Origin of the sequence: Stenotrophomonas sp. GZD-301 (assembly GCF_049310345.1) — a bacterium.
In the GTDB taxonomy this organism is placed as follows: Bacteria; Pseudomonadota; Gammaproteobacteria; order Xanthomonadales; family Xanthomonadaceae; genus Stenotrophomonas.
This window is the reverse complement of record NZ_JBMOWY010000055.1, coordinates 53352-78212: the sequence shown is the minus strand read 5'-3', so window position 1 is coordinate 78212 and position 24861 is coordinate 53352. Positions and strand designations below refer to the sequence as shown.

General features: G+C 67.7%; 27 protein-coding genes. 20 read left to right on the top strand and 7 right to left on the bottom strand.

The features are described from left to right. Window positions 1–42: 42 nt before the first annotated feature. Window positions 43–906 (bottom strand): YgfZ/GcvT domain-containing protein, encoded by an 864-nt coding sequence (locus ACO6VK_RS15285; RefSeq protein WP_422508554.1) that lies wholly within the window; start codon window positions 904–906, stop codon window positions 43–45. 39 nt (window positions 907–945) lie between these two features. On the opposite strand from ACO6VK_RS15285, the gene ACO6VK_RS15280 reads away from it, so the two are divergent. The 10 genes from ACO6VK_RS15280 (at window position 946) to ACO6VK_RS15235 (ending at window position 8014) form a co-directional block, all read left to right on the top strand. After that, complete coding sequence (locus ACO6VK_RS15280) at window positions 946–1119, top strand: DUF1674 domain-containing protein (protein WP_082316384.1); 174 nt, start codon at window positions 946–948, stop codon at window positions 1117–1119. A gap of 56 nt (window positions 1120–1175) precedes the next feature. Then, complete coding sequence (sdhC, locus tag ACO6VK_RS15275) at window positions 1176–1568, top strand: succinate dehydrogenase, cytochrome b556 subunit (protein WP_422508552.1); 393 nt, start codon at window positions 1176–1178, stop codon at window positions 1566–1568. Continuing rightward, complete coding sequence (gene sdhD / locus ACO6VK_RS15270; protein WP_136005859.1) at window positions 1565–1951, top strand: succinate dehydrogenase, hydrophobic membrane anchor protein; 387 nt, start codon at window positions 1565–1567, stop codon at window positions 1949–1951. The genes sdhC and sdhD overlap by 4 nt, the downstream gene beginning before the upstream one ends. Window positions 1952–1982: 31 nt before the next feature. Further along, entirely contained in the window at window positions 1983–3773 is a 1791-nt protein-coding gene (sdhA, locus tag ACO6VK_RS15265; RefSeq protein ID WP_422508549.1) for a succinate dehydrogenase flavoprotein subunit, read from the top strand. 163 nt (window positions 3774–3936) lie between these two features. Beyond that, window positions 3937–4722, top strand: coding sequence for a succinate dehydrogenase iron-sulfur subunit (locus ACO6VK_RS15260; RefSeq protein ID WP_017355967.1), 786 nt, complete (start codon window positions 3937–3939; stop codon window positions 4720–4722). A 123-nt stretch (window positions 4723–4845) separates the two neighbouring features. Beyond that, entirely contained in the window at window positions 4846–5094 is a 249-nt protein-coding gene (locus ACO6VK_RS15255; protein WP_422508547.1) for a succinate dehydrogenase assembly factor 2, read from the top strand. A 46-nt stretch (window positions 5095–5140) separates the two neighbouring features. Next, complete coding sequence (locus ACO6VK_RS15250) at window positions 5141–5494, top strand: hypothetical protein (protein WP_422508545.1); 354 nt, start codon at window positions 5141–5143, stop codon at window positions 5492–5494. 23 nt (window positions 5495–5517) lie between these two features. Beyond that, on the top strand, window positions 5518–6759 hold the full coding sequence (locus ACO6VK_RS15245) for a lipoprotein-releasing ABC transporter permease subunit (protein ID WP_422508543.1): 1242 nt from the start codon (window positions 5518–5520) through the stop codon (window positions 6757–6759). Next, on the top strand, window positions 6752–7480 hold the full coding sequence (gene lolD, locus ACO6VK_RS15240; RefSeq protein ID WP_422508541.1) for a lipoprotein-releasing ABC transporter ATP-binding protein LolD: 729 nt from the start codon (window positions 6752–6754) through the stop codon (window positions 7478–7480). The genes ACO6VK_RS15245 and lolD overlap by 8 nt, the downstream gene beginning before the upstream one ends. Before the next feature lie 96 nt (window positions 7481–7576). Beyond that, window positions 7577–8014 carry a DUF6491 family protein gene (locus ACO6VK_RS15235; RefSeq protein ID WP_422508539.1) on the top strand — a complete coding sequence of 146 codons (438 nt, stop codon included), beginning with the start codon at window positions 7577–7579 and terminating at the stop codon, window positions 8012–8014. Between the two features lie 36 nt (window positions 8015–8050). Here ACO6VK_RS15235 and ACO6VK_RS15230 read toward each other — a convergent pair whose 3' ends face one another. From ACO6VK_RS15230 to ftsY, 3 genes are read right to left on the bottom strand one after another with little or no spacing between them, the layout of a single operon-like run. Beyond that, window positions 8051–8323: an oxidative damage protection protein gene (locus ACO6VK_RS15230; RefSeq protein WP_411850654.1), complete on the bottom strand. Its 273-nt coding sequence runs from the start codon at window positions 8321–8323 to the stop codon at window positions 8051–8053. A 3-nt stretch (window positions 8324–8326) separates the two neighbouring features. Next, a complete protein-coding gene (gene mutY, locus ACO6VK_RS15225; RefSeq protein ID WP_422508536.1) occupies window positions 8327–9448 on the bottom strand; it encodes an A/G-specific adenine glycosylase in 1122 nt (373 codons plus the stop codon). Continuing rightward, entirely contained in the window at window positions 9448–10821 is a 1374-nt protein-coding gene (gene ftsY / locus ACO6VK_RS15220) for a signal recognition particle-docking protein FtsY (RefSeq protein ID WP_422508534.1), read from the bottom strand. The genes mutY and ftsY overlap by 1 nt, the downstream gene beginning before the upstream one ends. 131 nt (window positions 10822–10952) lie before the next feature. On the opposite strand from ftsY, the gene ACO6VK_RS15215 reads away from it, so the two are divergent. Next, window positions 10953–11252, top strand: coding sequence for a flagellar basal body protein (locus ACO6VK_RS15215; protein WP_422508532.1), 300 nt, complete (start codon window positions 10953–10955; stop codon window positions 11250–11252). Between the two features lie 174 nt (window positions 11253–11426). Here the strand turns inward: ACO6VK_RS15215 and htpG are convergent, their stop codons facing one another. Continuing rightward, window positions 11427–13352 (bottom strand): molecular chaperone HtpG, encoded by a 1926-nt coding sequence (htpG, locus tag ACO6VK_RS15210; RefSeq protein WP_422508530.1) that lies wholly within the window; start codon window positions 13350–13352, stop codon window positions 11427–11429. A gap of 269 nt (window positions 13353–13621) precedes the next feature. Between htpG and rsmD the strand changes: the two genes are divergently transcribed. The 6 genes from rsmD to ACO6VK_RS15180 all read left to right on the top strand — a co-directional run bounded on the left by rsmD (window position 13622) and on the right by ACO6VK_RS15180 (window position 18417). Next, window positions 13622–14227 (top strand): 16S rRNA (guanine(966)-N(2))-methyltransferase RsmD, encoded by a 606-nt coding sequence (gene rsmD, locus ACO6VK_RS15205; RefSeq protein ID WP_411850660.1) that lies wholly within the window; start codon window positions 13622–13624, stop codon window positions 14225–14227. Window positions 14228–14234: 7 nt separating this feature from the next. After that, entirely contained in the window at window positions 14235–14747 is a 513-nt protein-coding gene (gene coaD, locus ACO6VK_RS15200; RefSeq protein ID WP_017357527.1) for a pantetheine-phosphate adenylyltransferase, read from the top strand. 43 nt (window positions 14748–14790) lie between these two features. Continuing rightward, window positions 14791–15282 (top strand): hypothetical protein, encoded by a 492-nt coding sequence (locus tag ACO6VK_RS15195; protein ID WP_136005870.1) that lies wholly within the window; start codon window positions 14791–14793, stop codon window positions 15280–15282. 124 nt (window positions 15283–15406) lie between these two features. Then, window positions 15407–15691, top strand: a complete 285-nt coding sequence (locus tag ACO6VK_RS15190) for a YfhL family 4Fe-4S dicluster ferredoxin (RefSeq protein WP_411850662.1) — start codon at window positions 15407–15409, stop codon at window positions 15689–15691. Beyond that, the gene (gene ggt, locus ACO6VK_RS15185; protein WP_422508527.1) at window positions 15688–17424 is read left to right on the top strand and encodes a gamma-glutamyltransferase; all 1737 of its coding nucleotides are present in this window, start codon (window positions 15688–15690) and stop codon (window positions 17422–17424) included. Before ACO6VK_RS15190 ends, ggt begins: the two co-directional genes overlap by 4 nt. Before the next feature lie 105 nt (window positions 17425–17529). Then, on the top strand, window positions 17530–18417 hold the full coding sequence (locus tag ACO6VK_RS15180; protein WP_422508525.1) for an MBL fold metallo-hydrolase: 888 nt from the start codon (window positions 17530–17532) through the stop codon (window positions 18415–18417). 195 nt (window positions 18418–18612) lie between these two features. Here ACO6VK_RS15180 and ACO6VK_RS15175 read toward each other — a convergent pair whose 3' ends face one another. Together ACO6VK_RS15175 and upp are read right to left on the bottom strand one after the other, a co-directional pair. Next, on the bottom strand, window positions 18613–18897 hold the full coding sequence (locus ACO6VK_RS15175; RefSeq protein WP_422508523.1) for a PsiF family protein: 285 nt from the start codon (window positions 18895–18897) through the stop codon (window positions 18613–18615). A gap of 106 nt (window positions 18898–19003) precedes the next feature. After that, window positions 19004–19639 (bottom strand): uracil phosphoribosyltransferase, encoded by a 636-nt coding sequence (gene upp / locus ACO6VK_RS15170; RefSeq protein WP_422508521.1) that lies wholly within the window; start codon window positions 19637–19639, stop codon window positions 19004–19006. Between the two features lie 214 nt (window positions 19640–19853). Between upp and ACO6VK_RS15165 the strand changes: the two genes are divergently transcribed. The 3 genes from ACO6VK_RS15165 to ACO6VK_RS15155 are packed head-to-tail and all read left to right on the top strand — an operon-like array spanning window position 19854 to window position 24831. Continuing rightward, window positions 19854–22358 carry a TonB-dependent receptor gene (locus ACO6VK_RS15165; protein ID WP_422508582.1) on the top strand — a complete coding sequence of 835 codons (2505 nt, stop codon included), beginning with the start codon at window positions 19854–19856 and terminating at the stop codon, window positions 22356–22358. Then, window positions 22358–23455, top strand: a complete 1098-nt coding sequence (locus ACO6VK_RS15160) for a phytase (protein ID WP_422508519.1) — start codon at window positions 22358–22360, stop codon at window positions 23453–23455. The genes ACO6VK_RS15165 and ACO6VK_RS15160 overlap by 1 nt, the downstream gene beginning before the upstream one ends. After that, the gene (locus ACO6VK_RS15155) at window positions 23452–24831 is read left to right on the top strand and encodes a metallophosphoesterase (protein WP_422508517.1); all 1380 of its coding nucleotides are present in this window, start codon (window positions 23452–23454) and stop codon (window positions 24829–24831) included. Before ACO6VK_RS15160 ends, ACO6VK_RS15155 begins: the two co-directional genes overlap by 4 nt. Window positions 24832–24861 lie beyond the last annotated feature (30 nt).

The window sequence follows — 24861 nt, the reverse complement described above, 5'->3', positions numbered from 1 at the left end:
CACCTTGGCGGGTGACGCCGGCTGCTGGCCGGCGCTACACACTCAGCGCGCCAGGCCGTCCAGCAGCGGCAGGGGGGCGGCGTCAACGCCGTCGATCGACAGCGGATCGCTGGCGATCTCCAGCGGCAACACCGCCAGTGCCAGGTCGCCGGCCACGCTGGTCACGGTGCCGATCGCAGCGCCGTTCTGCTGAACCTGCGCGCCGCTGGCGATGCCGGCACCGACCCGCAGCAACTGCAGGGCGCGCTTGGCCTTGCCGAGGAAGTGCGTACGCGCCACGATTTCCTGGCCGGGGTAGCAGCCCTTCTTGACGCTGTAGCCGTTCAGTCGATCCAGGCCCAGCTGCTGCGGTGTCCACTGTTCGCGCTGATCGGCGTCCAGGCGCGGCACGCCGTAGCGCAGGTCGGCCTGGCGCCAGGCAAGTGCGAAGGCCGGGTCATCGGTCAGCACCCTGTCGTTCAGGGCGGCGATCCGCAGCGTGCGGGGCAGGGCGTCGCTGCCCACATCCAGTTCCAGCGTCTCGCCGAGCACGGCGATGGCGGCGCCGGACGCGCTTTCCGGCGCAGTGAAGCTCCCGGCCACGCCCAGATCGGTGCGCACGGCCAATTTCACCTTGCGGCGGAATACGAAGCGCTGCAACTGCGACGCAATCGCATCGGCATCGCCGTCAGCGAGCACCAGCAGCACCTGGGTCTCATCCAGGCGGATCAGCTGAAACACAGCAATGGTGCGGCCTTTGGCGCTCAGCCAGGCGCTCCACTGCCAATGCCGCAGGGGCAGGGCGGTGACGTCGCTGGCGAACTGGGCGTGTGCGAATGCGGCCGCATCCGGGCCTTCCAGGCTGAGCAGCTGGTGACCGGAGAGGGCTGGATATCCGACGAAAGCAGGGGGCAGGTTGTCAGGCACGTGAACGGGGTCTAAAATTTGTGCGTTGCGAGACCACCCATGATAGGCCAAACAACCCCCACTCCAGAATCCGACTCCCCAGCCCCGCAGGTCGAGCAGAAGCAGCCGCTTCCCGAGACCCCCGCGGTGCCCGTGGAGATTGGCGGCCGCGGCGGACTTGATCCGGTGCGGTATGGAGACTGGGAGAAAAACGGACGCTGCATCGATTTCTGATCAGCATTGAGCCAACGCGGCATTGTGCCGCCCAGCCGAGACAACGAGCCCAGCGAATGGCCGCCAGAGAACGTCCCCTTTCCCCGCACCTTCAGGTGTATCGCTGGCAGATTCAGATGGCCACCTCGATCCTGCATCGAGCCACCGGCATCTTTCTGTCTGTTGGAGCCCTGATCATCGCTGGCGGCCTGCTCGCCCTGATGATGGGTCCTGAATCCTGGAACTGCTTCACCGGCCATGCCGGCAGCTGGTACGGCAAGCTGTTCCTGTTCGCATGGACGTGGTCCTTTGCCTACCACCTGTGCAATGGCATCCGCCACATCGTGCAGGACTTCGCGATCGGCTTCTCCATTCCCGCCTTCGTGCGCAGCAGCTGGATCTCGGTTTTCGCCAGCCTGGTGATCACCGCGCTGGTCTGGGCCTATGTGTTCGCCGGAGCCGCCGCATGAACAAGTTCCGTACCCCGCTGAAGAACGTGCGTGGCCTTGGCGCTGCCAAGACCGGCACCGAGCATTTCGTGATGCAGCGCCTGACCGCCACCGCGCTGGTCGGCCTGACCATCTGGTTCCTGGTGTTCGTGCTGAGCCTGATCGGCGCCGACTACGTGACCGCCACCGAGGCGGTGTCCAAGCCGTGGAACGCGGTGCTGCTGGTCGGCTTCCTGGTCGCGATGTTCTGGCACGCCCAGCTCGGCCTGCAGGTCGTGCTGGAAGACTACATCCACAACTCGCTGCTGGCCCTGGCGCTGCAGACCACGGTGAAGTTCATCGCCGTGCTCGGCGCGATCGTCAGTGTTTTTGCGGTCGCCCGCATTGCGCTCGGCGTTGCCTGAGTCCAGGCACCAAGACAGGAATCCAGATTAGATGTCCGCTTACAAGATTACGGAACACAAGTACGACATGGTCGTGGTCGGCGCCGGCGGTGCCGGTCTGCGCGCCACGTTCGGTCTTGCCGCCAAGGGCCTGCAGACCGTCTGCCTGACCAAGGTCTTCCCGACCCGCTCGCACACCGTGGCCGCACAGGGCGGTATTTCCGCCGCGCTGGGCAACATGGGCGAGGACGACTGGCGCTACCACTTCTTCGACACCATCAAGGGCTCGGACTGGCTGGGCGACCAGGACGCCATCGAGTACATGTGCCGCGAAGCGATTCCGGCCATCATCGAGCTGGAACACTACGGTGTGCCGTTCAGCCGTACCGAAGAGGGCAAGATCTACCAGCGCCCGTTCGGTGGCATGACCACCAAGTACGGCGAAGGCCCGTCCGCGCAGCGCACCTGCGCCGCCGCCGACCGTACCGGCCACGCCATGCTGCACACGCTGTACCAGCAGTCGCTGGCGCACAACGCACGCTTCATGATCGAGTACTTCGCGCTCGACCTGATCTTCGATGAGGAAGGCGTCTGCCGCGGCGTGCTCGCGCTGGACATGGCCGACGGCTCGCTGCACCTGTTCCGCGCCCACGGCGTGGTGCTGGCCACCGGCGGCTACGGCCGTGCGTACTTCAGCGCCACCTCGGCCCACACCTGCACCGGCGACGGCGGCGGTCTGGTCATGCGCGCCGGCCTGCCGATGCAGGACATGGAGTTCGTGCAGTTCCATCCGACCGGCATCTACGGCGCCGGCTGCCTGATCACCGAAGGCGTGCGTGGCGAAGGCGGCATCCTGCGCAACAGCAACGGCGAGCGCTTCATGGAGCGCTACGCACCGCACTACAAGGACCTGGCTTCGCGCGACGTGGTGTCGCGTTCGATGACCATCGAAATCCGCGAAGGCCGCGGCGTCGGCGAGCACAAGGACCATATCCTGCTCGACCTGACCCACCTCGGCCCGGGCGTGATCGACGACAAGCTGCCGGGCATCGCCGAAAGCGCACGCATCTTTGCTGGCGTCGACGTGCACAAGCAGCCGATTCCGGTCATCCCGACCGTGCACTACAACATGGGTGGCATCCCGACCAACTACCACGGCGAAGTCGTGCGCAAGGTCGGCAACAACCCCGATGCGGTCGTGCCGGGCCTGTACGCCATCGGCGAAGCGGCCTGCGTGTCGGTGCACGGCGCCAACCGCCTGGGCTCCAACTCGCTGCTGGATCTGGTGGTGTTCGGGCGTGCGGTGGCCAACCGCTGCGCCGACACCATCAAGCCGGGCCAGCCGCACAAGACCCTGGCCTCGGACGCCTGCGACAAGGCGCTGGGCCTGCTGGACAAGCTGCGTTACGCCAACGGCGACACCCCAACCTCGGTCATCCGCGATCGCATGCAGCGCACCATGCAGAACGACGCGGCGGTGTTCCGTACCAGCAAGACCCTGCAGGAAGGCTGCAGCAAGATGGCCGAGATCTTCGACTCCTTCCAGGACGTCAAGGTCTCCGACCGTTCGCTGGTGTGGAACTCCGACCTGATCGAAACCTACGAGCTGAACAACCTGCTGCTCAACGCGGTGGCGACGATCAACTCGGCCGAACAGCGCAAGGAAAGCCGCGGCGCACACGCGCATGAAGACTATCCGGACCGCGACGACGTCAACTGGCAGAAGCACACGCTGGTCAACGTCGACGAGAACGGCAAGTGCGAGTTCGACTACCGCCCGGTCCACATGTACACGCTGAGCAAGGACGTGGACGTGGTCCCGCCCAAGCCGCGCGTCTACTAAGAGACCTTCGGCATGACCTCCGGCCACGCAGTGTCTGCCACCTCCTCCGCCCGCACGGGCGGGGTGGTGCGCGCGCTGCGGGCCGGCGGTGTCGACTTCCTCATCTTCCGTGCTAGCCGCGCCTGCATCGCAGCGCGAGCCGCCTGAGCCAACGAGAACAGCCATGGCCGAGTTTTCCCTCCCCAAGAATTCCAAGATCGGAAAGGGCAAGCACTTCCCCGCCAAGAGCGGCGCGAAGAACACCCGTACGTTCAAGATCTACCGCTGGAATCCCGACGACGACAGCAACCCGCGTACCGATACCTACGAGATCGATCTGGACGCGTGCGGCCCGATGGTTCTGGACGCGCTGATCAAGATCAAGAACGAGATCGATCCGACCCTGACCTTCCGTCGTTCGTGCCGCGAGGGCATCTGCGGTTCGTGCGCGATGAACATCGACGGCACCAACACGCTGGCCTGCACCCGCGCCATTGCCGACTGCGGCAAGGCCGAAGTGCCGATCTACCCGCTGCCGCACATGAGCGTGGTCAAGGATCTGGTGCCGGACCTGACCCACTTCTACGCGCAGTACGCGTCGATCAAGCCGTGGATCCGCACCCAGACCCCGCCGCCGCCGGATCGCGAGCGTCTGCAGTCGCCGGAAGACCGCAAGAAGCTCGACGGCCTGTACGAGTGCATCCTGTGCGCCTGCTGCTCGACCAGCTGCCCGAGCTACTGGTGGAACGGCGAGCGTTACCTGGGCCCGGCGATCCTGCTGCAGGCCTACCGCTGGATCGTCGACTCGCGCGATGAGGACACCGGTGCGCGCCTGGACGATCTGGAAGATCCGTTCAAGCTGTACCGCTGCCACACCATCATGAACTGCGCCCGGACCTGCCCGAAGGGCCTGAACCCGGCGTTGGCGATTGCCGAGATCAAGAAGCTGATGATGGCGCGCCGCGCCTGACGCGTGGCGGGCTCTGCCCGCAGATCCGTAGCGCCGGGCTCTGCCCGGCCAAACGAAAAAGGCAAAGCCGAGCCATGCTCGGCTTTGCCGTTTCAAGGCTTTGCCGTTCAAGGAGCCACACTGATGGATGAAGCAACCCTGCTGAAAAAGCTGCGCTGGCGCTGCCGCCGTGGCATGCGTGAGCTGGACCAGCTGTTCGAGCGTTACCTGGACCGCGAATGGGCCGGCGCACCGACCGACGAACGCGAGGTTTTCCTGTTCCTGCTGGAATGCGAGGACGATAGGCTGTGGCGGTGGTTCATGGGCTACGAGGAGTGCCCCCATGCCGAGCCGGCCGCTCTCATCGCCAGGATCCGCGCCCTGCCGGCTTGAATGGCGGCCTTCGCGCTGGCAGTTCCGCGCGCAGGTCCTGCTCGCGGTGCTGGTGCCCTGGGCGCTGTCGTTGAGCAACCTGCCGGCCCCGCGCTGGCAATGGGCGGCCGGGACGGTGGTGCTGGCGTCCCTGGTCGAAGCCGCATGGCAGGTCCGCCGGTGCCCCCGGCACCTGCTGATTCCACCCGGCGAGGCGGCCGTCATGGTCGACGGCAGGCCGGTCGAGGCCTTCGCAGCACGGTTCCGCGGGCCGCTGGTCCAGCTGCGCTGGCGACAGGGCCGGCACCGGCATGCGCTGCTGTTCTGGCCCGATACCCTGTCGGCGGCGCAGCGACGTGAACTGCGACTGGCCGTCAGCGGGCGCTGCATTTCCCGTTCACGCCGCGCAATGGCACCATAGCCTGAATTGTCCGGCACACCTGCATGTTCAAACCCATACCTGTCGCAATCGGCCTGCGTTACCTGCGCGCCAAACGCCGCAACGGCTTCATCTCCTTCATCTCGATGGCCTCCATCCTTGGCATCGCGCTGGGCGTGACCGTACTGATCACCACCCTGGCGGTGATGAGCGGCTTCCAGAAGGAGATCCGCGACCGCCTGCTGCAGATGTCCGCACATACCACCATCACCAGCGACGGCGCGCCGATGGCCGACTGGCAGCGGACGGTGGACCTGGCCAGAAAGGACCCGCGCGTGGCCGGTGCCGCGCCGTACATCGAGATCCAGGCCATGCTGAGCGGTCCGCGCGTGCAGGGCGCGATCGTGCAGGGCATCGACCCGGCGCTGGAGCCGACCGTCTCGGTCATCAACCAGAAGCTCAAGCGCGGCAGTTACGACAGCCTGACCCCGGGCAGCTACAACATGCTGCTGGGCAGTGAGCTGGCGATCTGGCTGGGCGTGGACGTGGGCGACACCGTGGTGGTGACGCTGGCAGAAGTGCAGGGCACGCCGATGGGCGCGATGCCGCGGCTGAAGCGCTTCACCGTCAGCGGCATCTTCGAGGCCGGCTACAACGAGATCGACCGCGGCGTGGCCTACGCCAACATGAGCGACCTGGAGCGTGTGCTGCGCATCGATGGCGCGACCGGCGTGCGCCTGAAGCTGCATGACATGGACAAGGCGCTGGATGTCGGCCTGGATCTGGCGCACGCGCTGCACGGGGCCTACCGCGTCAGCGACTGGACCCAGCAGAACGCCAACCTGTACCACTCGCTGCGCATGGAGAAAGTGGTCATGGGCATCCTGCTGTCGCTGATCATCGCGATGGGTGCCTTCAACCTGGTGTCTTCGCAGGTGATGCTGGTCACCGACAAGCAGGCCGACATCGCCATCCTGCGCACGCTCGGCCTGACCCCGGGCGGGGTGATGCAGGTCTTCATGGTGCAGGGCTCGCTGATCGGCATCTTCGGTACCGTGATGGGCGTGATCGGCGGCATCACCCTGACCTTGAATCTCGAGCGCATCCTCGGTGCGATCGAGACGGTGTTCAACGTCAAGCTGCTGCCCGAGGACGTCTACTACATCACCGGCCTGCCCACCGACATGCAGGCACCGGACATCATCATCATCACTGTGGTCGCACTGGTCATGAGCTTCCTGGCGACGTTGTATCCCGCGTGGCGCGCTGCCCGCACCCAGCCGGCGGAGGCCCTGCGTTATGAATGATGTGATCGGGCACGACGTGAGCGTCCGCGGCCAGGAGGTGCTCCGCGCCGAGCGCCTGGGCAAGACCTATTCGGAAGGGCGCATGCAGACCCCGGTCTTCGACGGCCTGGACCTGAGCGTCAATACCGGTGAGACGGTGGCGATCATCGGCGCCTCCGGTGCCGGCAAGAGCACCCTGCTGCACCTGCTCGGCGGACTGGACCTGCCCACGGCGGGTGAGGTGCTGGTGGCGGGCGTGCGCATGTCGCAGCTCTCCGATGCCGCGCGCGGCAACCTGCGCAACCGCACGCTGGGCTTCGTGTACCAGTTCCATCACCTGCTGCCCGAATTCACCGCGTTGGAAAACGTGATGATGCCGGTGCTGCTGGGCGGTGCCGAGGTGGCCGATGCACAGGCGCGCGCCCGTTCGCTGCTGGAGTCGGTCGGCCTGGGCCACCGCCTGGAGCACAAGCCCAGCGAGCTGTCCGGTGGCGAGCGCCAGCGCGCTGCCGTGGCCCGCGCGCTGGTCAACCGGCCGGCCTGCGTGCTGGGCGACGAGCCGACCGGCAACCTCGACGACAAGACCGCCGCGACCGTGTTCGACCTGATGCTGGAGCTCAACCGCGCCCACCACACCAGCCTGGTGCTGGTGACCCACGACCGCAGCCTGGCACGCAAGCTGGACCGCGTGCTGGAACTGCGCGAAGGCCGCCTGCACGCGCTGTCGCACGAGCAGGTCTGAGCACGCCCGTCCGGGCGCTGAACTGCCGGCGGGCTGCATGCGCCGGCATCATCCCGGGCGGCGCATGATCCCTGCAGCCCACCCGCCGGAGGTTCCATGAAAGCCTATGTTGCCGTCGCCCTGTGCCTGGCCCTGTCCGCGTGCGCGACCAGTGGTCGCCTGACGTCCGAGCAGAAGCTGTCGCTGTACCGCGCCCATGCGGCACCCCCGCAGCAGGACATGCCGTTGTATGGCGGCATCAACGGCTGGACCGAACTGGGCGACAGTGCGCTGGCGGTATGGACGCGCCCGAGCGAGGCCTATCTGCTGGAGCTGACCGGCCCGTGCCAGGGCCTGGACTACGCACTGGAGATCGCGCTGACCAGCCGCACCGGGCGGGTGTCGTCGCGCTTCGACAAGGTGCTGGTCCGCGATCCGACGTCCGGCCCGCTGAACATGCCGTGCTTCATCCGCAGCATCCAGAAACTGGATATCAAGGCGTTGCGCGCATCCGAGCAGGAAATGCGCCAGGCAAAGCTGCAGGAGCGGGAGTAGGGCGGTAGGTGCCGGCCGCTGGCCGGCACGGAAGGATCACGCCTCGGGCGCGACGTAACCGGCCGGCTTCTCGGCACCGCCGGAGAACAGGTACTTGACCAGCTCTTCTTCCAGGAACGCGCGATGCTTCGGATCGCGCGGCGACAGCCGGTTCTCGTTGATCAGCATGGTCTGGTGCGCCAGCCATGCGCTCCATGCGCCCTTGCCGATATGGTTGAAGATGCGCTGGCCGAGGTCGCCGGGGTAGGGCACAAAGTCCAGGCCGTCGGTGTCGCGTTGTTCGTACTGGCAGAAAACGGTGCGGGGCATGGCTTACTCGGAAACGGGTGAGGAGGGGGCGCGTCGCATTGTACGGCGCTTGGGCGAGGCGGGCGGTGCGCCGGTCTCCAGCAGCTTGCGGATCGGCGCGGGCAGGCCGAGCGTGGGCAGCTCTTCGGTGGCGACCCAGCGCAGGCCGGGAACATCGGCACGCAGACCGGCGACGCGACAGGACATGACCTGCAGGTGCAGACGATAGTGGCTGAAGGTGTGCTCCAGCACCGGCAGCGCCTCGGCGTCTTCCAGCGACCCGTCGAGATGTGCATCGAACCAGTCCTGCAGATCGCTGCCGCGCTCGGCCTGGGGCAGCGTCCACAGCTGCGCCCAGATGCCGGTGTCCGGCCGTTTCTGCAGCAGCACACGGCCGCGGCCGTCGCGCAGCAGCAGGGCCACGGCCTCGCGCTCGGGCAGCGCCTTGCTCGGTTTGGGCGTGGGCAACTGGTCGGTGCGGCCTTCGCGGCGCGCTACGCAATCGTCCTGCAACGGGCAGATCACACAGGCGGGGCGGCTGCGGGTGCACACGGTGGCGCCCAGGTCCATCTGCGCCTGCGTGTAGTCGGCCATGCGCCCGTCGGGAACGTGCTGTACGTGCGCCTCGGCCAGCGCCCACAGCACCTTCTCCACGGCGGGCAGACCGGGAAAGCCGTCGATGCCGTGATAGCGGGTGAGCACGCGTTTGACGTTGCCGTCGAGGATCGCATGGCGATCGTTCCAGGCCTGGCTGAGGATCGCGGCGGCGGTACTGCGGCCGATGCCGGGCAGGGCGTGCAGCGCATCGGGATCGCGCGGCAGCTCGCCATCGTGGTCCGCCACACAGCGTTGCGCGGCGGCATGGAGGTTGCGTGCACGGGCGTAGTAGCCGAGCCCGGCCCACCGTGCCATCACGGCGTCGTTGCTGGCTGCGGCCAACGCCGGCAGGGTGGGGAAGACCTGCAGGAACGTCAGGAAGTACGGAATGACCGTATTGACCTGGGTCTGCTGCAGCATGATCTCCGACAGCCACACCCGGTACGGCGAGCGCGGGTGCTGCCACGGCAGGTCATGCCGGCCGTGGCCGTCGAACCACGGCAGCAGGCGGCCGACGAAGGCGTCGCCGCGCCCGGCCACACCGTGCATCAGCCGCCCAGAGCCTCGGGCAGCAGCGCGTCGACGAAGGCTTCCGGATCGAACACCCGCAGATCTTCCGGACGCTCGCCGATGCCGGCGAAGCGGATCGGAATGCCGAACTCGCGGGCCAGCGCGAACACCACGCCGCCCTTGGCGGTGCCATCCAGCTTGGTCACGACCAGGCCGGTGACGTTGACCGCCGCGTGGAACTGGCGCAGCTGGGAGAGCGCGTTCTGGCCGGTGGTGCCGTCGATCACCATCAGCACCTCGTGCGGCGCGGCCGGATCGATCTTGCCCAGCACGCGGCGGATCTTGCCCAGCTCGTTCATCAGGCCAGACTGGGTGTGCAGGCGGCCGGCAGTGTCGGCAATCAGCACCTCGGTGCCGCGCGCCTTGCCGGCCTGCAGCGCATCGAAGGCGACCGACGCCGCATCGGCGTTCTGGCCCTGCGCCACCACGGCCACGCCATTGCGCTCGCCCCAGGCCTGCAGCTGGGCCACGGCGGCGGCACGGAAGGTGTCGCCGGCGGCCAGCATCAGGCTGTGGCCGTCGTCCTTGAAGCGCTTGGCCAGCTTGCCGATGGTGGTGGTCTTGCCAACGCCGTTGACGCCGACGGTGAGCACCACGAAGGGCTTGGCGGTGCGGTCGATGACCAGCGGTCTGGCGACCGGCTGCAGGATCGCGATCAGCTCGCTGCGCAGGGCGGTCAGCAATGCCTTGGCGTCGGCGAATTCACGCGCCTTCATGCGCTTGCGCAGGCCTTCGACCAGCGCGGTGGTGGCGCCAACGCCGACATCGGCGGTGATCAGTGCCGTTTCCAGCTCGTCGAGCAGATCGTCGTCGAGCTTGGGATTGCGCGAGAACAGGCCGCCGAAGCTGCGGGCGATGACGCTGTTGCGCAGGCGGTCGCGCCAGCCCAGCTTGCCGGGGGCGGCCGGAGCGGCGTCGTCGGTGGGTTCGAGGATGTCGGCAGGCGCGGCGGCGGCCGGCACCACCGGTGCGGCCTGTTCCGTCGGCTGGGCAGCGACCTGGACGATATCGGTGGCGACCAGGACCGGCGGGGTGAGCGCGACAACCGGTGCGGTCGGTTCCGCGGGCGCGGTGGGCGCGGCGACCGGCGCGAACGGTGCGATCGGTTGCGCAGGCGCGGTGGGCGTGGCGACCGGTGCGAGGGCGGGCCGGTCAGCGGCCGGCGGGACCGGTGCGGTCGGTTCCGTGGGGGCGGCAGCCGGGACGACCGGCTCGACCGGTTGGGCCGGGGGCGCGGCAGCGTCGGCCGCCTGCGGGAACGCGGCGGCCAGCTCTTCAGCCGAGTAGTGCTGGGTCTTGGGCGCGTCCTGCGGGACGTCCTGGGGCTTTTTGCGACGGAAGAAACTGAGCATTGGATTCGGCGCTGAAATCAGGGGGATATGCTACCACTCGGGCCTGTCACGCCCGAGTGCACTCAAGTGGGCGGCCCGGCGGCCGCTATCGACGGTGGAGGGCCGCGCTGGGCGGTCCGGGGTGCATCCGGATGGGCAATATCCTGGCAATCGCGGGTAGCGGCATGCGTGCGGCCCAGCAAGGGGTGCAGGTGGCCGCGCACAATGTGGCCAATCTGTCCACGCCCGACGCGACGCGCCTGCAGGTGCAGCGTGGCGCTGCGCCTGCAGGCGGCGTGCAGACCACCGTCGGCGCCACCGCCCAGGACCCAGCGGCTCCGTTGACCGACCTGCTGGCCGCCCGCACCGAGGTGCTGGCGTTCACCGCCAATGCCGCGCTGATCCGGCGGGCCGATGACATGGTAGGCGTACTGCTCGACGCAACCGCCTGACCCCGGGACGCCTCGTTGACGGTAGTGGGGGGGGGGGGGGGGGGGGGGGGGGAGGGGGGGGGGGGGTGGGGGGGGGGGAGGAAAGGGGAGAGAGAAGAGGCCGCTGGCCGGCAATCCGTCTGGGCGGGTGTCGCCCGAGCCGGCCAGCGGCCGGCACTACCGGTACGGCTCGTCTTACGCCGACAGTTCCAGCAGCAGCTTGTTGAGCCGGCGCACGTAGGCGGCCGGGTCCTTCAGCGTGTCGCCGGCCGCCAGGGCGGCCTGATCGAACAGCACGCGGCTGAGGTCGTCGAAGCGTGCCGCGTCGGCTTCCTGGTCGAGCTTGCCGATCAGCGGGTGGCCGGGGTTGAACTCGAACACCGGCTTGCTGTCCGGCACCTTCTGGCCGCTGGCTTCCAGGATCTGGCGCATCTGCAGGCCCAGGTCCTGTTCGCCGATGGCCAGGATCGCCGGGGAGTCGGTGAGGCGGTGCGAGACGCGCACGTCGGCCACGTCGTCGCCGAGCGCGGTCTTGATCCGCTCGACCAGTGCCTGCTTGTCCTTGGCCGCCTCTTCCTGCGCCTGCTTGTCTTCGGCCGATTCCAGCGCGCCCAGGTCGAGGTCGCCACGTGCCACGTCCACGAAGGACTTGCCGTCGAAGTCGGTCAGGTAGCCCATCAGCCACTCGTCGATGCGGTCGGTGAGCAGCAGCACTTCGATGCCCTTCTTGCGGAACACTTCCAGGTGCGGGCTGTCCTTGACCTGGGTATGGCTGTCGCCGGTCAGGAAGTAGATCTTGTCCTGGCCCTCGACCATGCGGCCGATGTAGTCGGCCAGCGACACGCTCTGCTCGCCGCTGGCGTCATGGGTGGAGGCGAAGCGCAGCAGGCCGGCCACCTTTTCGCGGTTGCCGTAGTCCTCGGCGGGGCCTTCCTTGAGCACCTGGCCGAACTGCTTCCAGAAGCCGGCATACACCTCGGGCTTGTCGTTGGCCAGCTTGTCGAGCATGTCCAGCGAGCGCTTGGTGAGCGCGGCCTTCATCGAGTCGATGACCGGGCCGGACTGCAGGATCTCGCGCGAAACGTTCAGCGACAGGTCGTTGGAATCCACCACGCCCTTGATGAAGCGCAGGTAGAGCGGCAGGAACTGCTCGGCCTGGTCCATCACGAACACGCGCTGCACGTACAGCTTCAGGCCCTTGGGGGCGTCGCGGTGATAGAGGTCGAACGGGGCGTGGCCGGGCACGTACAGCAGCGAGGTGTACTCGAGCTTGCCTTCGACCTTGTTGTGGCTCCACGCCAGCGGGTCCTGGTGGTCATGCGCGGCGTGCTTGTAGAACTCCTGGTACTCGGCGTCGGTGATTTCGTTGCGCGGGCGGGTCCACAGCGCGCTGGCGCGGTTGATGGTTTCCCACTCGGGCTCGGCCGGTGCATCGTCGCCGTGGTGCTCCTTGACCATCTGGATCGGCAGGCCGATGTGGTCGGAGTACTTCTTGATGATGCCGCGCAGGCGCCAGCCGTCGGCGAAGTCGAGCTGGTCGTCCTTGAGGTGCAGCACGATGCGGGTGCCGCGCTCGGGCTTGTCGATGCTCTCGACGTCGAATTCGCCCTCACCGCGCGAGGACCAGTGCACGCCTTCGCTGGCGGGCAGGCCGGCGCGGCGCGAGTAGACGTCGACCTGGTCGGCGACGATGAAGGCGCTGTAGAAGCCGACGCCGAACTGGCCGATCAGCTGGGAGTCCTTCTTCTGGTCGCCGGAGAGCTGGCGCAGGAAGTCGCCGGTGCCGGACTTGGCGATGGTGCCAAGGTGGGCAATGGCCTCGTCACGGCTCATGCCGATGCCGTTGTCGTCGATGGTCAGGGTGTGGGCATCGGCATCGAAGCTGACGCGGATGCGCAGGTCGCTGCTCCCCGGTTGGGCCGCGCTCTGCCCGGCCGACTCAAGCAGCGCCGGCTGGGTCAGCGCTTCGAAGCGCAGCTTGTCCGAGGCGTCGGCGGCATTGGAGATCAGCTCGCGAAGGAAGATTTCCTTGTTGGAATACAGCGAGTGGATCATCAGCTGCAGCAGCTGCTTGACTTCAGTCTGGAAGCCCAGGGTTTCTTTTTGGGTCTGCACGGTCATGAGTGGCGATGCTCCTTGGACGATGCCGCGCCCGGCGCGGCGGCTGGCTCAAGGGGTAGGGGCGGATTGTCCCGAATTCAAGAGATGCTCGTCGGACAACGCTCAACGCCGGGGAAGCTGCCGGCCGCCGCAAGGCCCTGTCCGGTGAGCCGCGTGTGCGGCGGAGAGGGTCACGTCCTAGAATGATGGCCTGTATTGCTGCCGTTGTTGCCCATGACCTGCATTGCCCTGATTGCGTTCGACACCATCGCTCTGTCCTGGACCCGCGCATGACGCCGCGTCAGCCCGCAGCACCGGCGATGGGTCAGGTGCGCATCATCGGCGGCAAGTGGCGCGGGACGAAGCTGCCGGTGCCGCTGTCGCCGGGGCTGCGCCCGAGCAGTGACCGGGTCCGCGAGACGCTGTTCAACTGGCTGACCCCGCGGCTGGGCGGGGCGCGGGTGCTGGACTTGTTCGCCGGCAGCGGCGCGCTGGGGCTGGAGGCGGTGTCGCGTGGGGCCGCCCATGCCACGCTGGTGGAGAAGGATGGCGGGTTGTCCCGGCAGCTGCGCGAGTCGGTGACCCGGCTGGGCGCGCAGGGGCTGGTGGAGGTGGTCCAGGCCGACGCGCTGCAATGGCTGCGGCAGCCGGCCGGGGCGCTGGCGGATATCGCCTTCGTCGACCCGCCGTTCGCTGCCGGGCTGTGGGACGCGGTGATCGCCGGACTGCCGGCGCATCTGGCGGCCGATGCCTGGCTGTACGTGGAGTCGCCGGCCGGTCAGGCGCCGCGGTTGCCGGCGCCGTGGCTGCTGCACCGCGAGGGGGGCACCCGGGAGGTCCGTTTTGCCCTGTACCGCCGCGCCGCTGCTACACTTTCACCAGATCACAACGTGTAGCTGCCGTATGACCGTGGCCAACCGCCGCATTGCCGTGTACCCGGGCACCTTCGATCCGATCACCAACGGTCACATCGACCTGGTGAACCGGGCCGCGCCGCTGTTCGAAAAGGTGGTGGTGGGTGTGGCGCAGAGCCCGTCCAAGGGGCCGACGCTGCCGCTGGAGCTGCGGGTGTCGCTGGCGCGTGAGGCGCTGGCCCACCACCGCAACGTTGAAGTGCGCGGTTTCGATACGCTGCTGGCGCATTTCGTGCGTTCCATGCAGGGCGGCGTACTGCTGCGCGGCCTGCGTGCGGTGTCCGATTTCGAATACGAATTCCAGATGGCGAGCATGAACCGCCATCTGATCCCGGAAGTCGAGACGTTGTTCCTGACCCCGGCCGAGCAGCACAGCTTCATTTCGTCTTCGCTGGTCCGCGAGATCGCCCGTCTGGGCGGCGACGTGTCCGGCTTCGTTCCCGCGTCGGTGCTGGAAGCGCTGCGCAGGGTCCGGGAAGCGAAGTCGGGCCCGACGCAATAACCGCCAGACCATACATACCAAGAACCACCAAGGGAGGAATTCCATGAACAACACCATGCGTGCCATGTTGATCGCGTCGTTCGCGCTGGCCTTCACCGCCTGCAAGAAGGAAGAGGCCGCACCGGTCGCCGAAGCCCAGCAGGCGCTGGTCGCCCCGGGCAAGGACGACGATGCCGGCTGGAAGAAGTACCTGCAGGCCGTGGCCGTGCAGAACATGGGCAACATCACCAACAGCCCGTTCCTGTACTACCTCGGGCCGGAATCGGACCCGCAGTTCCAGGACAAGTACGAGCGCCAGGTTGAAAGCGCCACCCAGGCCGTCGCCCGTGGCGTGCAGCCGGGCAACATGCTGGCCTTCGGTTCGTCTGCCTCGGGCAAGATGGCCGACATGATCCAGACCGTGTTCAAGGACGTGTCGCCGGACTCCATGAAGGGCGTGCGCGTCGTGTTCATCGGCCAGGCCGCCGACAACGCCCGCGTGCAGTCCATCGTGCAGCCGACCGGCGCCGAGTACATCTTCGTCGAAGCCAAGTAACCCGTGCAGTGGCGGCCGCGCCCCGCGCGCGGCCCGGGCGGCGTCCTCCGGGGCGCCGCCGATCATCGGCCGGCGCCCTGCGCTGGCCGGTTTTCTTCCGCCGGCGCGGGCGTGGAGTAACGCCATGTCGCTGAAAATCAATGAGCTCTGCGTCAACTGCGACGTATGTGAGCCGGCCTGCCCCAATCAGGCCATCTCGATGGGTGAAACCATCTACGTGATCGACCCGGCCCGCTGCACCGAGTGCGTGGGACATTTCGACGAACCCCAGTGCGTGGTCGTCTGCCCGGTGGAGTGCATCGATCCCGATCCGGACATCCCGGAAACCCAGGAAGCGCTGTTGGCCAAGCTGTTTGGGCTGCAGCGCGATCATCCCGAACTGTATGTCACGGAGTCCCCGTCCGAATGAACAGGCTGTCGCGTCGTTGGTTGCTGCTGGTGCTGCTGTGGGCACCAGTGGCCTGGTCCGCCGAATCCACCCCGGCGTCGTTGGCCAAGCACCCGGAGGGCGCGGCGATTGCCAGCGGCCACCATCTGGCCACCGAGGCCGGCATGGAGATCCTGGCCAAGGGCGGCAATGCGTTCGACGCTGCCGTGGCGGTGTCCTCGGTGCTGTCGGTGGTCGAGCCGATCAGCTCCGGTCTCGGCGGTGGCGGCTTCTTCCTGCTGCATGACGCGGCCACTGGCAAGGACGTGATGCTGGACGCGCGCGAGACCGCGCCGCAGGCGGCCACGCCCGAGGCGTTCCTGGACGGGAAGGGTGAGCTGGACCGCGACCGCTCGGTCAACGGCCCGTGGTCGGCCGGCATTCCCGGCCTGCCGGCGGCGCTGGTGGAGCTGTCAACCAAGCACGGCAAGCTGCCGCTGCGCGCCTCGCTGGAGCCGGCGATCCGCATCGCCCGCGACGGATTCCCGGTGTACGCGCGCATGGCCAAGGGCTACGCCTCGCGCCGTGCGGTGATGGAGCGCTACCCCGGCACGCGCGAGGTGTACCTGCGCAACGGCAGGCCGATCGCCGAAGGCGATGTGTTCCGTCAGCCGGAACTGGCCGCCACGCTGGAGCGGTTGGCCGACAAGGGCTTTGACGGTTTCTACCGCGGGCAGACCGGCGCGCTGCTGCTGGCCGGTGTGAAGCAGGCCGGTGGCCGCTGGACGGCCGAGGAACTGGCCGGCTACCGGGTCAAGCAGCGCGAGCCGATCGTGTTCAAGTACCGCGACTGGACCGTCACCACCGCCGCGCCGCCGTCGTCCGGCGGCATCGCGCTGGCATCGATGCTGCAGATCCTGGAAGGCTGGGACCTGAAGACGCTGGACGAGGCCCATCGCACCCACCTGGTGGTCGAGGCCATGCGCCGCGCCTACCGCGACCGCACGTTCTTCCTGGGCGATCCGGACTTCGTGCAGATCCCGCAGAAGGTGCTGACCAGCAAGGATTACGCCCAGGGCCTGCGCGCCACCATCCACCCGGAGAAGGCGACCCCTAGCGATCTTCTGTCTGGCAATCCGACCCCGCTGGAAGACGACGAGACCACGCACTTCTCGATCATCGACCGCGACGGCAACCGGGTCGGTGCGACCCAGACGGTGAACCTGCTGTACGGCTCTGGCCTGATTCCCTCGGGCACCGGCGTGCTGCTGAACAACGAAATGGACGACTTCGCGCTGAAGCCGGGCACGCCCAACGCCTTCGGCGTGATGGGGTATGCGGCCAATGCGCCCAAGCCGGGCAAGCGCATGCTCAGCTCGATGACCCCGACCTTCATGGAATCGGCGGACAAGGTGGTGGTGCTGGGCACGCCGGGCGGCAGCCGCATCATCACGATGGTGCTGCTGGGCATTCTCGGCTACGACGCCGGTCTGGACGCGCAGCAGGTCGCCGCGCTGCCGCGTTACCACCACCAGTGGCTGCCGGACGTGATCGAGGCCGAGAGCGGTGCCTTCGATGACGCCACGCTTCGCCAGCTCCAGGCGATGGGCCACAAGGTGGACCTGCCCGGCGACAGCGCCGCCGGCGGCCGCGGTTCCAGCCACGTGTGGGGCAACCTGCAGACGGTGGAATGGAACCGTCGCAGCAATGTGCTCAGCGGCGGCAGCGATCCGCGCAACCCGGTCGGCAGCGCCGCCGTTTCACCGGCACGCTGATCCACACCACCGATGAAAAGCCCCGTCCTGTGGACGGGGTTTTTCGTTTGTGCCGGATCGGGTTGACTAGCGAATATTTAACGGCGACGACACGATACTTTCCGCATGAAACTCTGGTCCATTCGCGGCAATTCACAGAAGCTCGACGGCGGCGCGATGTTCGGCAACGCGCCGCGCGCCGTATGGGAAAAATGGGCGGCACCGGACAAGCTCAACCGCATCGAGCTGGCCTGCCGCGCGCTACTGGCCAGTCCGCTGGCGGGCAAGACGGTGCTGTTCGAAACCGGCATCGGCGCGTTCTTCGAACCCCGGCTGCGCGACCGCTACGGCGTGCAGGAATCCAGCCACGTCCTGATCGAATCGCTGCGCGAAGCCGGCTTCGAACATGAAGACGTGGACGTGGTTGTGCTCAGCCACCTGCACTTCGACCATGCCGGCGGGTTGCTGGCGCCGTGGAGCGAAGGGCGTGCGCCGGAACTGCTGTTCCCCAACGCCACGTTCCTGGTGGGGGCCGCGCATTGGGAGCGGGCACTGCACCCGCACCCGCGCGATCGCGCCAGTTTCATTCCGGAGCTGCCGGGGCTGCTGCAGGCCAGCGGCCGCCTGGAGATCGTGGATGGCCCGTACTCGCAGGCGCTTGGCGAGAGCGTGCGCTTCACGTTCAGCGATGGCCACACGCCCGGGCTGATGCTGGCCGAGATCGTGGGGCCCGAACAGGTGGACGGGCAGGCGAGGGGCGGCGTGGTGTTCTGCGCGGACCTGATTCCCGGCCGGTCCTGGGTGCATGTGCCGATCACGATGGGCTACGACCGCAATGCCGAGCTGCTGATCGACGAGAAGCGCAGCTTCCTGGAGGACAAACTGGCGCGCAACGTGCACCTGTTCTTCACCCACGACCCGCAGTGCGCGCTGGCCCAGGTCACGCGTGACGACAAAGGCCGTTTCGGCACCGCGCATGAGCAGGGCGAGCTGAAGGCACGCGCGTTGGCCTGAGCCGAACAACGGTCGGCTCTACCGGTCTGCGCCGGTCTGGTAGAGCCGACCGTTGGTCGGCTATCGCGCGCAGCGCGGGGTGTTGATGGTCGGCGCGGAGAGCAGCCGACCAACGGTCGGCTCTACCGGTCTGCGCGGGTGTTGGTCGGCGCGGAGCGCAGCCGACCAACGGTCGGCTCTACCGGTGCCTCGCGATCAATGCGCCTTCAGGCAACTGCTCATGTAGGTTTTGCGCGCGTCGCCCGCCAGCTTCCTGGCGGCGGCGTCGGCGTTGCAGGTTTTCATGCGTTCCTGCGGCGTGGTGGCCGGGGCGCTGGGGCCGCTCAGGCAGGCCTTCTGCGCGCTTTTGTAGTCCTCGCCGGTCTTGCCCTTGTTCTTGGCTGAACAGTCGGCCATGCGTTGCTGCTGCGGCGTGGCGGCGGTGGCGATCACGGGGCTGCCGATCAGCAGCAGGCAGGCGAGCAGGGGCAGGGTCTTCATCGCAGGCTCCACGCACGGGTTGAGGTGCGCGCAGCTTCCGCCTCGAGCGGCATAGGCGGTGTGAAGTGCCGGCACGTGGGAACCACGGCCGGCGCGGTGCGTCGGATCAGCCGGCGACGCGGGTACCGAAGATGCGGTCGCCCGCATCGCCCAGGCCCGGCAGGATGTAGCCCTTGTCGTTGAGCTGGGCATCGATGGCGGCGGTGAAGATCTCCACGTCCGGATGCACCGCCTGCACGGCGGCGATGCCTTCCGGCGCGGCGACCAGGAAGATGCCCTTGATGCGGCGGGCGCCGGCACGCTTGAGCATGTCGATGGTGGCGATCAGGGTGCCGCCGGTGGCCAGCATCGGGTCCAGGATCAGCGCGTCGCGCTCTTCCAGGCGGCCGGTCAGGCGTTCGAAGTAGGGCACCGGCTGCAGGGTTTCCTCGTCGCGCTGCAGGCCGACCACGCTGACCCGCGCCGCCGGGATCAACGACAGCACGCCGCTGAGCATGCCCAGCCCGGCACGCAGGATCGGCACCACGGTGATCTTGGCGCCGGCGATGCGCTGCACGGTCACCGGGCCGGCCCAGCCGGCCATCGTGTGGGGTTCGGTGTCCAGATCGGCGGTGGCCTCGTAGGCGAGCAGGCCGCCGAGCTCGTTGGCCAGCTCGCGGAAGTCCTTGGTGCTCAGGGACGCATCGCGCATCAGGCCGATTTTGTGCTGCACCAGCGGATGGCGCACTTCGACGATTTTCATGGGAAGGGGCAGGAAAGAGGGGAGGCGCCTAGTGTGCCGCAACCCCACCCAAAGCCCAACGTCCAAGGCCGACGCCCAGACGCCCGCCTTCCCCCGGTGTCATGCCCATGCAACCTGCCGGACATACCGTGCTGACCCAATCTTTACACCGTTGGGGATAGCTGTGCAGAAGAAATCGCCGTTGGGGCTGGCCATCAGCCTGTCGTTGCTGGTCATGGCCAGTCCGTCCGCTTTCGCCGCCGAAACGGCGGTCGCCACCGCGGCCGTCGGCGCCGAAGCGATCGATCTGGACCGGGTCGAGGTCCGGCCTCAGCTGGAGTCGCAGACCCGCGCAGTCGACCTCAAGCGCAGCAGCGACGCCATCGAAGATGCCGTCTCCTCTGACGCGATGGGCGTGTACCCGGACAAGAACGTGGCCGAGTCGCTGCAGCGCCTGCCGGGCGTGAGCGTCACCCGCGACCAGGGTGAAGGGCGTTTCGTGGTCATCCGTGGCCTGGATGCCGCCCTCAACAGCGTCAGCGTCGATGGCATCGCCATCGGCACCCCGGAAGATTCCAGCCGCGCCGCGCCGCTGGACGTGATTCCCTCCGACTCCACCGAGCGCCTGCGCGTGGTCAAGTCGCCCACCCCGGACATGCCCGGCGATGCCATCGGCGGCGCGATCCTGGTTGAATCCGCGTCGGCCTTCGACCGTGAGGGGCGCAGCCTGCGCGGCAAGATCGAAGCCAGCCACCAGCAGCTGTCCGGCAACACCAGCCCCAAGGCGGCCATCAACTACAGCGAAGTGTTCGGCGACACCCTGGGCGTGGCGCTGGGTGTGAACTACCAGAACCGCAAGTTCGAGTCGGACAACACCGAAGTCGAGTACGGCACGTTCGACGGCGGCGCAGACGATGATCTGTTTGCCAACAGCCTGCAGCAGCGCAAGTACGAGATCGAGCGCAAGCGCATCGGCGCCAACCTCAACCTCGACTGGCGCCCCGACGACGACAACCGCTATTACCTGCGCACGCTGTACAGCCAGTTCGACGACGCGGAAACCCGCCAGCGCACGATCTTCAATTTCGGTGACGGCGAGGTGACCGCGCGCGGCAACAACCAGTACGACATCGACGAACTCCCGGGCGATGCGATCCAGAAGCGCATGCGCTATCGCACCAAGAAGGAAAACACCTTCGCCGCCAGCCTCGGCGGCGAGAACCGGCTGACCGGCGCGGTGGTGGACTACAAGGTTGGCTACACGCGCACCGAAGAGCGCGTCAACGACGAGATGGAAGCGCGCTTCAAGTACAACGGCGACGACCTGGCCGCTACCGTGGACCAGAACAGTGGCATTCCGCGCTACACGCTCAGCGACGCGGGCTGGATCGACAACGCCCACTACGACTTCGACCGCGTAGTGCTGTCGCCCAAGCAGGTCAACGACCAGGAGCGCAGCGCGCAGATCAATGTGCGCTTCGACGGCGATGGGTCCAGCTACAAGTTCGGTCTGCTTGGCCGCTGGCGCGACCGTGACGTGAATGTGGACGAGCGCGAGCTGCGCGTCGGCCCGAAGATCGCGCTGTCGGACTGGACTGCCGGCACCCCCGATCACCGTGGCGGCGACCTCGGCCAGGGCATGAGCTCGGATGCGATGCGCCGCTACTGGGCGCAGTTCGGCGGCCAGTACAGCGCACGTCCGCAGGACGCAGGCGGCAACGCGATGGCCTCGCTGGAAGAGGACTACACCGCCAGCGAAGACATCTTCGCCAGCTATGCGATGGGCACCTGGGACATCGGCGCGCTGCGCATCATCGGCGGCGTGCGCGTGGAGAACACCCGGTTCACCGCCACCGGCAACAGCGTGGATGTGGCCAGCAACGGCCGCAGCTACACCGTTACCCCGTTGAGCATCAGCCGCAGCTACACCAACGTGCTGCCCGGCCTGCACCTGCGCTACGACGCCGGCAGCGACTGGGTGCTGCGCGCGGCCGCCAACAAGACCGTGTCGCGTCCGTCGTTCGGCGACATCGCCCCGCGCGTGGGCCTGAACCGGGGCGATGAGGAAGTGCGCCTGGGCAACCCGCAGCTGGACCCGTACGAATCGAAGAACCTGGACCTGTCGGTGGAGAAGTACATCGGCAGCACCGGCATCGTGTCGCTGGGCCTGTTCCACAAGTCGATCGATGGCTACATCGTCAACACGCTCAGCAACAGCGACCCGGCCTACCCGGGATATGAAGTGACCCGGGTGATCAACGGCGAGAAGGCCACCGTCCGCGGTGCCGAGTTCAACTGGCAGCAGCAACTCGCCTTCCTGCCCGCCGGCTGGGACGGCCTGCTGGTGGGGGCCAGCGGCACCTGGCTGGACACCGACTTCGACCCGGGCCTGGAAGGGCGCGAGCGCGACGACTTCATGCTGCCGCGCGCCTCGAAACACGTCTACAGCGCGCATATCGGCTACGAAAAATCAGGCTTCAGCACCCGCCTGGCGGCGGTGTACCGCAGCGAGTACCTGGACACCTTGGGCGACAGCCGCGCCTACGACATCTATGTGGCGCCCAACACCCAGCTCGACTTCAGCCTGGACTACAAGATCACCGCGAACGTGAGCGTGTACCTGGAAGCACAGAACCTGCTGGACAAGCCGCTGGAGCTCTACCAGGGCGTGCGCTCGCGGACGCTGCAGAATGAAGAATACGGGCGCACCTACGCGCTCGGCCTGAAGGTGGCCCTGTGATGCGTACGTCCCACACGCTTGGCCTGCTCGGCCTGGCATTGCTGACCGCCTGCGGCCAGCAGCCCGCACCCGCCGCGCCGGCGGCAGTCGCCGATGCCGCACGCAACGTCGCCACGGTTGCCGAAGCCTTCGTCACCCCCATGACCCCGGCCGACAACATCGATTCGCCGGCCAGCTGGACCACCCCGGACGGCCAGCGCTGGCTGATCGCCACTGCCAAGGCCACCGACAAGCTGGTGGTCTACGACGGCCAGACCGGCGCGCATCTGCGCGATGTCGGCAGCACCGGTACCGCCCCGGGTCAGTTCATGCGGCCCAATGGCATCGCAGTGGTCGACGACCTGGTGCTGATCGTGGAGCGCGACAACCATCGCGTGCAGGTGCTGAAACTGCCGGACTTCACGCCGCTGGGCGTGTTCGCCGCCGACGATCTGCGCAAGCCGTACGGCCTGTGGGTGAACAGGCATGACGGTGGCTACGACGTGTATGTCACCGATTCCTACGACGCCGGTGAGGATGCCCAGGGCAACGACGTGCTGCCGCCGCTGGCCGAACTGGACAAGCGCGTGCGCCGCTATGCCATGACGGTGCAGGGCGACACGGTGCAGGGCACCCTCGTGTCGAGCATCGGCGACACCAGCGAGGCCGGCGCGCTGCGCGTGGTCGAGTCGATCTGGGGCGACCCGGCGAATGATCGCCTGCTGATCGCCGAGGAGGATGAAACCTATGCCAGCGAGATCAAGGTGTACACGCTGGCGGGCAAGTTCACTGGCACCACCATCGGCCGCGACGCGTTCCAGGCGCAGGCCGAGGGCGTGATGCTGCGCACCTGCGGCAAGGATGGCTGGTGGATCACCACCGAACAGGGCAAGCAGCGCAGCGTGTTCCACCTGTTCGACCGCCACACGTTCAAACATGTGGGCGCCTTCCAGGGCAACACCGTGGCCAACACCGACGGGATCTGGCTGGACCAGCGCGCGTCGTCGCGCTTCCCCAACGGCGTGCTGTATGCCGTGCATGACGACCAGGGCGTGGTGGCCTTCGACTGGGCCAGCGTGGCCCGGCAGTTGTCGCTGCCCCTGGAGTGCGCGCCATGACCCGTGCCAGCCTGACCGCTGCAATGCTGGCACTGACCCTGCTGCTGACCGGCCCGCTCAGCGCGAAGCAGGCCGACAGCACCGCCGAACCGAACACCCAGGTGCCGGCCGGCAACCGCCACTACGCGGCTACCGGCTTCCCGGACCGTATCGTGGCCTCGCCCGCGCAGGACGCCGCGCGCGGCGTTGGCGTGTCCTGGCGTACCGATACGACGGTCGACGCGCCGGTGCTGGAGTGGGTGCTGGCCGGCGATTCGCCGGACGTGGGCACGCCCACCCGTGTGGTGGCCACCACCCGCGCGCTGGATACCGAGAACGGCGCCGCCCACTACCACCGCGCCGACGTGACCGGTCTGGCACCGGACACGCTGTACCTGTGGCGGGTGCAGGGGCAGGGGACGTGGAGCGCCTGGAACCAGCTGCGCACCGCCGGCACCGCACAGCAACCGCTGACGCTGCTGTACTTCGGCGACACCCAGAACAAGAATCTCAGCCACGTTTCGCGGGTGCTGCGCGCCGGCCTGAAAGCCGCCCCGGACGCGCGCCTGAGCCTGTTCGCCGGTGACCTGGTCAGCGGTGGCGACGGCCAGGACGACAGCGAATGGGGCGAGTGGTTCGCCGCTGCGGGCTGGCTGCCGCAGGAAACCGCAGTGGCGCCGGCGATCGGCAACCACGAGTATTTCGAGGAGTTCGAGGACACGCCGCAGGAGCGCCGCGTGCTCGGGCGGCATTGGCCGGTCACGTTCGCGCTGCCGCGCAATGGCGTGGCCGCTGCCGATACCAGCACGTACTGGTTCGACTACCAGGGCGTGCGCATCGCGGTGCTCGACGGCACCTCGGCCCTGGACCTGGGCAGCGCCGACGCGCAGGCGGCGTGGCTGGACAAGGTGCTGGCCGACAACCCGCACCCGTGGAGCATCGTGCTGCTGCACCAGCCGTTCTACTCGCCGCGCGAAGGGCGCGAGAACGCCGCGCTGCGCGATGTGCTGCTGCCGGTGGTGCGCCGCCACCACGTCGATCTGGTGCTGCAGGGCCACGACCACACCTACGGGCGTCGCGGCGAAGGCGACGCGGCCACGCCGCAGTTCGTGGTCACCGTGGCAGGCCCCAAGCAGTACCGGTTGTCGGCACAGGCCCGCGCCACGATGGCACCGGTGGGCGAGGACACCCAGTTGTTCCAGGTGCTGAAGATCGATCCGCAGCACCTGCGCTACGAGGCGCGCACGGCGACCGGGCGGCTGTACGACGGGTTCGAGTTGACGCGACGCGCCGATGGCGTCAAACAGAAGGTTGAACTGACCGACGGCCGTATCGCACCCCGCGACTGCACCCGCACGCAGACCTTGAAGGGCCGCGCGGACCGTTGCTGGGAATGACCTGAATGCCGGGCGGCTGTTGGCTGCCCG